Source organism: Rhodopseudomonas sp. B29, from assembly GCF_000333455.1.
GTDB lineage: Bacteria > Pseudomonadota > Alphaproteobacteria > Rhizobiales > Xanthobacteraceae > Rhodopseudomonas.
Genome location: NZ_BADD01000398.1, coordinates 1 through 7,082, shown reverse-complemented (window position 1 = coordinate 7,082; position 7,082 = coordinate 1). Strand labels below are relative to the sequence as shown.

8 protein-coding genes are annotated in these 7,082 nt (G+C 66.4%); 5 read left to right on the top strand and 3 right to left on the bottom strand.

Annotated features, from left to right (window positions below; all coding sequences use genetic code 11):
* The first annotated feature begins 45 nt into the window (after positions 1 to 45).
* Together I5M_RS14175 and I5M_RS14170 are read left to right on the top strand one after the other, a co-directional pair.
* Entirely contained in the window at positions 46 to 645 is a 600-nt protein-coding gene (locus tag I5M_RS14175; protein ID WP_022721995.1) for a hypothetical protein, read from the top strand.
* Between the two features lie 156 nt (positions 646 to 801).
* On the top strand, positions 802 to 1,755 hold the full coding sequence (locus I5M_RS14170) for a ribose-phosphate pyrophosphokinase (RefSeq protein WP_022721994.1): 954 nt from the start codon (positions 802 to 804) through the stop codon (positions 1,753 to 1,755).
* 385 nt (positions 1,756 to 2,140) lie between these two features.
* Here I5M_RS14170 and I5M_RS14165 read toward each other — a convergent pair whose 3' ends face one another.
* Positions 2,141 to 2,674 (bottom strand): 6,7-dimethyl-8-ribityllumazine synthase, encoded by a 534-nt coding sequence (locus I5M_RS14165; protein WP_022721993.1) that lies wholly within the window; start codon positions 2,672 to 2,674, stop codon positions 2,141 to 2,143.
* 375 nt (positions 2,675 to 3,049) lie between these two features.
* On the opposite strand from I5M_RS14165, the gene I5M_RS14160 reads away from it, so the two are divergent.
* The 3 genes from I5M_RS14160 to proC all read left to right on the top strand — a co-directional run bounded on the left by I5M_RS14160 (position 3,050) and on the right by proC (position 4,924).
* Positions 3,050 to 3,550, top strand: a complete 501-nt coding sequence (locus I5M_RS14160) for a YbjN domain-containing protein (RefSeq protein ID WP_022721992.1) — start codon at positions 3,050 to 3,052, stop codon at positions 3,548 to 3,550.
* Positions 3,547 to 3,975, top strand: coding sequence for a GNAT family N-acetyltransferase (locus I5M_RS14155; RefSeq protein WP_022721991.1), 429 nt, complete (start codon positions 3,547 to 3,549; stop codon positions 3,973 to 3,975). The genes I5M_RS14160 and I5M_RS14155 overlap by 4 nt, the downstream gene beginning before the upstream one ends.
* Before the next feature lie 124 nt (positions 3,976 to 4,099).
* A complete protein-coding gene (gene proC, locus I5M_RS14150) occupies positions 4,100 to 4,924 on the top strand; it encodes a pyrroline-5-carboxylate reductase (protein WP_022721990.1) in 825 nt (274 codons plus the stop codon).
* A 357-nt stretch (positions 4,925 to 5,281) separates the two neighbouring features.
* Here the strand turns inward: proC and I5M_RS14145 are convergent, their stop codons facing one another.
* Positions 5,282 to 6,670, bottom strand: coding sequence for an ATP-binding protein (locus I5M_RS14145; RefSeq protein ID WP_022721989.1), 1,389 nt, complete (start codon positions 6,668 to 6,670; stop codon positions 5,282 to 5,284).
* A gap of 256 nt (positions 6,671 to 6,926) precedes the next feature.
* Positions 6,927 to 7,082 (bottom strand): helix-turn-helix domain-containing protein (locus I5M_RS14140; protein ID WP_031336381.1); only part of this gene is annotated, 156 nt, incomplete at its 5' end.

The window sequence follows — 7,082 nt, the reverse complement described above, 5'->3', positions numbered from 1 at the left end:
GTCACCGGTGAGGCCGTTCGGCCGCCTCTTCGTGACGGGATCTGCATGTCTGATCAGCTGCTTGCCACGACCGCCCGCCTGGCCCGTACCGCGTTGGTGCTCGGGGTCTTCGCCGGGCTCGGCGGCTGCGTCACGGCCAGCGATGGCCCGGTCGCCTCGGCCGGGGGCGGCTCCACGGTCGCATTCGAATCCATCGACGGCCCGCCGCCGCAGGTGTTCGACCGCATGGTGTCGGTGCTCGACAGCGAAGCCAAGCTGCGCCAGATCTCCGTGGTGTCGCGCCAGGGCGGCGCCGCCTATCGGGTCCGCTCCTATCTGTCGGCGCAGGTCCGCGGCGGCAAGACCGCGATCGCCTGGGTTTGGGACGTCTACGACCGCGATCAGCAGCGCGCGCTGCGCCTGTCAGGCGAAGAGCCGGCCGGCCGCGGTGGCGGCGATGCCTGGATGCAGGCCGACGATGTCGTGCTGAGGCGCATCGCCCAGGCCGGCCTGACCGGCCTTTCCGGAATGATGAACGGGTCGTTAACGCCCTCGCCGCAGCCCGCGCCCGCCGCCCCCGCATCCAGCGGGCCGGCGATTGCCCAGGCCGAACCACCCCCTGCCGAGCCGCCCGCGCCGGCGATGAGTTTCGCCTCGGCGCGCTGAGCCGCACTTACGTCGAATGCATGTCGGAAAAGCCGCCGCTGCGGGTTGCCATCGGCTGCGTTGCGCTGGTATCACCACGGCGCAAAACCGTCCGTTTTCCGTGAGTCAACCGATATGCTGAACGTAGTATCCACCGCGCCGAGGGGGGACGCGTCGATGTCGGGCAAGAACGGATCGGTCAAGCTCGTCGCCGGCAATTCCAATCCGGCGCTGGCGCGCGACATCGCCGACTGGCTGAAGATGCCGCTGACCAAGGCCAGCGTGCGCCGCTTCGCCGACAACGAGATCTTCGTCGAGATCCAGGAAAACGTCCGCGGCTCGGACGTCTTCATCCTGCAGTCGACTTCGTTCCCGGCGAACGATCACCTGATGGAGCTGTTGATCATCACCGACGCGCTGCGGCGCGCCTCGGCGCGCCGCATCACCGCGGTGATCCCGTATTTCGGCTACGCCCGGCAGGACCGCAAGGTCGGCTCGCGCTCGCCGATCTCGGCCAAGCTGGTCGCCAACCTGATCACCCACGCCGGCGTCGACCGCGTCATGACGCTCGATCTGCACGCCGGCCAGATCCAGGGCTTCTTCGACATCCCGACCGACAACCTCTATGCCTCGCCGGTGATGGTGCGCGACATCAAGGAGCGCTTCGACCTGTCGAAGGCGATGGTCGTGTCACCCGACGTCGGCGGCGTGGTCCGCGCCCGCGGACTCGCCAAGCGCCTCAACACGCCGCTGGCGATCATCGACAAGCGCCGCGAGCGCGCCGGCGAATCCGAAGTGATGAACGTCATCGGCGAAGTCGAGGGCTACACCTGCATCCTGCTCGACGACATCGTCGACTCCGGCGGCACGCTGGTGAACGCCGCCGAAGCGCTTTTGAAGAACGGCGCCACCGAAGTTTACGCCTACATCACCCACGGCGTGCTGTCGGGCGGCGCCTGCTCGCGTATCACCGGCTCGAAGCTCAAGGAACTGGTGATCACCGACTCGATCCAGCCGACCGAAGCGGTGTGCAACGCGCACAACATCCGCACCCTCTCGATCGCCTCGCTGATCGCCGAAGCCATCGGCCGCACGGCATCGGAAGAGTCGGTGTCGAGCCTGTTCGACTAACTCCCTCTCGTTTGTCATTCCGGGGCGCGCGTAAGCGCGAACCCGGAATCCATAACCCCTGCCGGCGCTTTAGAGCACAGCGGGGCCCCTCCTGTGCGCAAGTAACAAGCACAGGGAGTATGGATTCCGGGTTCGCCGCTACGCGGCGCCCCGGAATGACGAACGCGAGGTTTAACTTCGCGATCTTCGCATCCCCACGCGCACAACCGTCATCCTGAGGTGCGAGCGCAGCGAGCCTCGAAGGATGACTGCCGTTTGTGTTGCGGTCGCCAGAATCGCGTGTGGCTCATCCTTCGAGGCCGTCGCTACCGCGACGGCACCTCAGGATGACGGTTTTTGCGTAGCAGAGCTGCCCGACGTGTCGTCGCCTATTCAACTCTCTCGACTACACGATCCCCGCCGCCACCTGCCCGCGCAGGCGCTCGAGGCTGAGCAGCGTGTCGGCGCAGGCGTGGGCGACTTCGGCGCCTTTGGCGGCGAAGTGGCGGCGGAACAGGTCGGTCTGCTGATCGCCGCGCTCGAAATCGTGCGGCGTCGCCACCGCGGAGAACACCGGAACTTCAGTCCGCAATTGCACGTCCATCAACGCGCCGATCACCGTCTCGGCGACGAAGCCGGTGAGGCCGTCGTCGACCACGAGGCCAGCCGCGACAATGGCGGTGTAGCGCCGCGTCTTGGCCAGCGTTTGCACGTGGAGCGGAATTTCGAACGAGCCCGGCACCTCGAACAGATCGACCTGCGAGGCGGCGACGCCGCGCGCCACGATCTCGCGCGCGAACGCCTCCCAGCATTCCGCCACCACATCGCTGTGCCAGGACGATTGCACGAAGGCGACGCGCTGCGGCCGCGCGAAGCGCGGATAGGCCGTTGCGGCTATTGTCTGATCGGCTGGCGTCTGCGCGTCGCTGGTCTCGGTCATATCGTCTCGGTACTCCTCGCTGGACCGTCACGCTAGCAGTGCCTCCGAGCGAGTCAAATGATCGGCCGCGAGAGCTTCGCGGCCGGCGCGCAGCGGGGCGCCGGGACTCGCGTCGGGTGCAATACGACCACCAGACTCGGAGCGCGAGAATCCGATTCCGTTTTGTTCTGATATCGCCTGTGGGCAGCTGTGGACGGCTATCCTTTGCTTGTGGAATTGACGGGGGCGGGATTGCGCCGATTCCGCAAATCACATCATTTCACTGCAGCAGCCCGGTTGGTTCGGCCCCTGCTTCGCAACCGAACGATCGGTCAAGGCGCGTAACGGCCTGCCGCTCCTGTATCATCGATAGCTCAAACGTCAGGTCGAGACGGCATGCCCATGCTCGAAGCCATCACTGATTCCGCCACCAACCCGCTCGCGGTGGTCGAAGATATCGCAGCCTCGAACGATCTCGCCTTCGAGCGCTCCGGCGAAGACGAAATCACCATCGTGTCGAAGGGTCAGTGGACGGACTACACGCTGTCCTTCACCTGGATGCACGATCTCGAAGCACTGCACCTCGCCTGCGCCTTCGACATGAAGATCCCGCAGGCGCGTCGCACCGAAACGCACCGCCTGCTCGCCTCTATCAACGAGCAGCTCTGGGTCGGCCACTTCGACGTCTGGACGCATACCGGCACGATCATGTACCGTCAGGCGCTGATGCTGCCGGGCGGACTATCCGCCACCGAAGCCCAGTGCGAGACCATGCTGCTGAGCGCGCTGCAATCCTGCGAGCGTTACTACCCGGCGTTCCAGTTCACCGTCTGGGCCGGTAAGACCGCGCAGGAAGCGATGGCCGCCGCGATGTTCGACACCGAAGGCGAGGCGTGAGCGCGAAGCCTCGGATCGTCGTTCCTGATACGCCCAGCGATCACCACCGCGCTGCGGTCCTCAATGCGCTGATCGCCTACAACGACAAGGCAGCCGGTCCGTCCGGCTTTCGGCAGGTTTGTCTGCTGATCGAAGATCCGGACACCGGGAACAAGATCGGTGGGCTTTGGGGGCGGATCGTTTATGATTGGCTGTTCGTCGAGCTTTTTGCCGTTCCCGACACGTCGCGCCACACCGGTCTCGGCACAGACATCCTGACCCGCGCCGAGCAGATCGCCCGCGACCACGGCTGCATCGGCGTCTGGCTTGATACCTACAGCTTCCAGGCGCCGGACTTTTACAAGAAGCGGGGGTACGAGGCGTTTGGCGCGATCGACAACCATCCGCGCGGCGCCCGACGGGTGTTTTTCAAGAAGACCTTCTGATCCCCTTGCATTCTGCGTCCTGCCCTGACGCGCGGCTCGGTCGATCAGGTGATGGTTGCATTGGCCGTGGGTCGAGCCTAGTCCAGCGGGCGTTTAACCTTCTTCTCAGCCAGGAAACCGTGCCGTGCCGTCCAAATCGCTGAATTCGATATCTGGTCCCCTCGTTCTCGCCGGCGCCGGCAAGATGGGCGGCGCGCTGCTGGCGGGCTGGATCGCGCAGGGCATCGACGGCAGCGACGTCGTGGTGCTCGAGCCGCAGCCGTCCCATGATATCCACAAGCTCGGCGCCCGCGGCGTGCGCCTCAACGCGTCGGCGGCCGACGTCGGCACTGTGGCGACGCTGGTGGTGGCGGTGAAGCCGCAGATGTTCCGTGAAGCCGCGCCGGCGCTGCGCGCCTATGTCGGACCGGCGACGCTGGTGGTGTCGATCATGGCCGGCACGCCGATCGCCGCGCTGAAAGAACATCTCGGCGGCCGCGTCGTCCGCGCGATGCCGAATACGCCGGCCGCGATCGGCCGCGGGATCAGCGTCGCCGTCGCGGCGGCCGATGTCAGCGCCGCGCAGCGCGGAATTGCGGATGCGCTGCTGCAGGCCGCGGGCCTGGTCGAATGGGTCGATGACGAAGCGCTGATCGATGCCGTCACCGCCGTGTCGGGCTCGGGGCCGGCCTATGTGTTCCTGCTGGTCGAAGAACTCGCCCGCGCCGGCGTCGAAGCCGGCCTGCCGGCAGAGTTGGCGATGACGCTGGCCCGCGCCACCGTCTCCGGCTCAGGCGAGCTGCTGCATCGCTCCGACCTCGACGCCGCCACGCTGCGCAAAAACGTCACCTCCCCCGGCGGCACCACCGCCGCTGCACTGGAGGTGCTGATGGCCGAGGATGGGCTGAAGCCGCTGATGATCAAGGCGGTCGCAGCAGCAACGCGGCGGTCGCGGGAATTGGCGAAGTAAGCGCGGCGCTTCCACCAGCACTGACGTCATACGCGGGCTTGACCCGCGTATCCATCGCGTGCGAAAGCACGCGCTCATAACTGCAGCGACCTCTTGCAAAGAGGATGGATCGCCGGGTCAAGCCCGGCGATGACGCTGTTTGAATGGTGGCGTCACTACAACAAACTACGTCATCGCCCGGCTTGACCGGGCGACCCAGTATGCCAGTGCGGTGGCGGTAAGTAACTTGCGCTCTGGGATACTGGGTCACCCGCTTTCGCGGGTGATGACGGCTGTGGGAGTGGAGGCGCTTCCAACTACACGAGCGCAGATCGCAGCGTAGCGAGGAACCGCATCACGCCCGCTGGCGCGTCATCACTAAACCGGCACCCGCACGATCGCCCGCAGTCCCCCCATCGGACTATCGCCCAGCGTGATGTCGCCGCCGTGGGAGCGGGCGATGTCACGCGCGATGGCGAGGCCGAGGCCGGTGCCGCCTTCGTCCTGGTTGCGGGCGTCGTCGAGGCGCAGGAACGGCTTGAACACTTCCTCGCGCATGTGCAGCGGAATGCCGGGGCCGTCGTCGTCGATGGTGACGGTGAGATAGCGGTGATCGCGCTGGCCGCTGATCGCAATCGTATTGGCGTAGCGCGCGGCGTTCGAGACCAGGTTGGCCAAACAACGCTTGAACGCCGCCGGCTTCACCGTCACCACCGGCTGGCCGGCGAACGACACGCTGGCGTTGTGGCCGTGGCGTTCGGCGTCGCCGCGTAGCTCCTCCAGCGCCGCCGCCATGTCGGTCGGTTGCGCCTGCTCGCCGCTATCGCCGCGCGCGAACGCCAGATACGCCTCGAGCATCGCCGACATCTCGTCGACGTCCTTGCGCATGCCCTCGGTGTCGGGGCTGTCGCCGAACAGTTCGAGCTCGAGCTTGAACCGCGTCAGGATAGTACGCAGATCGTGACTGACGCCGGCCAGCATCGCGGTGCGCTGCTCGATGGAGCGCTCGACTCGGCTCTTCATCTCGATGAACGCATAGGCGGCGCGCCGCACCTCGCGGGCGCCGCGCGGCTTGAAGTTCGGCGCCTCGCGGCCTTTGCCGAAACTCTCGGCGGCGTCGGCGAGCCGCAGGATCGGCCTGATCTGATTGCGCAGGAACAGCACCGCGACGATCAGCAAGACCGATGAAGTACCAACCATCCACAGGAAGAAAATATCCGAGTTCGACGCGTAGGCGGCGCTGCGCAGCGCGAACACCCGCATCACCGCGTCGTCGAGCTGGATGCGGATTTCGACCAGGTTGGAGCGGCCCACCGTGTCGATCCAGAACGGCCGGCCGATCTGCCGGCTGATCTGCTTACTAATCGACTGATCGAGCAGCGAGAAGAACGGCTTGGCGCCGGGCGGGGGCATTTCGCCGGGGCCGAGGAAGTCGACCACGAGGCCGAGCCGCTCCTGCGCGATCTTGCGCAACAGCGCGCGGTCCTTGTCCTGCGGGTAGCCCTTGTAGACGTCGATCAGCGCCGCGATGTCCTGCACCACCGCCGACGACAGCCGCTGCGTCACCGTGTTCCAGTGGCGCTCCATGAACACGAAGGCGATCACCGATTGCAGCACCACCATCGGCACGATCATGATCAGCAGCGCGCGGGCATAGAGCCCCTTCGGCATCAGATCGTTGAAGCGCTGCCCCAGCCAGCCATTAGCGGCCGACATCCGCCGCGAGGCGGTGCGGATCAGCGTGAGGCCGGTGTCGAGCGTGCTCATCGTGGCGCTCGCTGGTTGTGAGTAACACCCTCGCCCCACACAAAGCGCGCTCCCTCGCCCCGCCCTTGCGGGGAGAGGGTTGGGGTGAGGGGCCGCGGCCTATCTAATAACGACTGAGCCAGTGATGAGCACCGTGCCAGGCCCCTCACCCGACCGGCTCCGCTACGCTGCGCCGGTCGACCTCTCCCCGCGCAGGGCGGGGCGAGGTTGCGCTGTGCGTGGGGCAAGGCTCTGCTCATCACGAACTAATCGCTATCTACGGCGCCGCGACCAGGCGATAGCCGATGCCGCGGACCGCCTGCAGGAACAGCGGATTGGCGGGGTCGCGCTCGATCTTGCGGCGCAGGCGGTTGATCTGGACGTCGACCGCGCGCTCGTTGGCGTTGGGACCGCCGCCGGTGAGTTCGCCGCG

Bases quoted from the DNA above. Each gene is read 5' to 3' on its own strand.
- I5M_RS14175 (WP_022721995.1), top strand. From the start codon at position 46: ATGTCTGATCAGCTGCTTGCCACGACCGCCCGCCTGGCCCGTACCGCG.
- I5M_RS14170 (WP_022721994.1), top strand. From the start codon at position 802: ATGTCGGGCAAGAACGGATCGGTCAAGCTCGTCGCCGGCAATTCCAAT.
- I5M_RS14165 (WP_022721993.1), bottom strand. From the start codon at position 2,674: ATGACCGAGACCAGCGACGCGCAGACGCCAGCCGATCAGACAATAGCC.
- I5M_RS14160 (WP_022721992.1), top strand. From the start codon at position 3,050: ATGCCCATGCTCGAAGCCATCACTGATTCCGCCACCAACCCGCTCGCG.
- I5M_RS14145 (WP_022721989.1), bottom strand. From the start codon at position 6,670: ATGAGCACGCTCGACACCGGCCTCACGCTGATCCGCACCGCCTCGCGG.